This window comes from Tetragenococcus solitarius NBRC 100494 (assembly GCF_001544195.1).
Taxonomy (GTDB): Bacteria; Bacillota; Bacilli; order Lactobacillales; family Enterococcaceae; genus Tetragenococcus; species Tetragenococcus solitarius.
Window position 1 is genome coordinate 1 of record NZ_BCPY01000091.1, and the last position, 745, is coordinate 745.

General features: G+C 37.4%; 2 protein-coding genes. Both read left to right on the forward strand.

Annotated features, from left to right (window positions below):
- Positions 1–71 precede the first annotated feature (71 nt).
- Positions 72–326: a transposase gene (locus TS1_RS12240; RefSeq protein WP_068710733.1), complete on the forward strand. Its 255-nt coding sequence runs from the start codon at positions 72–74 to the stop codon at positions 324–326.
- An 11-nt stretch (positions 327–337) separates the two neighbouring features.
- On the forward strand, positions 338–745 hold a 408-nt coding region (locus TS1_RS12245), incomplete at its 3' end, for an IS3 family transposase (RefSeq protein ID WP_157061683.1).

The following is a 745-nucleotide window of genomic DNA, read 5'->3' on the forward strand; positions in this document are numbered from 1 at the left end:
TTGGTGTTAGGTTAGTTTTATGGACACATATTTGTAGAGTACTATAATATTCTATGAAAGGATGTCCGTTTATGACACAACGATACAACCAAGAAACAAGAGAATTGATTCTTCAATTAAATGAACAAGGACAAAGTGTTCCTTCTTTGGCACGTGAATATGGGATTTCAGAAGCAACGATATATAACTGGAAAAAAGAGTATACCCCGGATGAGGAAACCGGCAAAAGTCAGGCAGATATTCATCAAATGGAGAAGGAAATGCGTCGTATGAAACAGGAGATTGATATCCTAAAAAAAGCTATCACCATATTCACGAAAGAGTAAGTAATGACACGTTGATTTATGAAATTATTGATGAAGAGCGTCAAGAATACCCCGTACGAACATTAACGAATGTACTCGAGGTATCGAAGTCAACTTACTATGCCTCCAAGAACCGTCGTCCGAGCCAAAGGAACCAAAAGAATGAACAATTAAAAGAAGAAATTCTACAGACTTACGAGAAAAGTAAACGCCGTTATGGCGCACCCAAAATCACCTATACGTTAACCCGAAATGGTTGGAAAGTCAGTTTAAAGCGTGTGCAACGATTGATGCGAGAACTTGGCATTCATTCGATTATTCGAAAAAAATATCGTCCAGCAAGCAATCATGAAAAGGTAGAATCTCGTGAGAACCTCTTAAAACAAGATTTCTCTACGACTTCGATTAACCAAAAATGGAGTGCAGATATTACCTATATT

Coding starts and splice junctions, on each gene's coding strand:
- TS1_RS12240 (WP_068710733.1), top strand. CDS start 72: ATGACACAACGATACAACCAAGAAACAAGAGAATTGATTCTTCAATTA.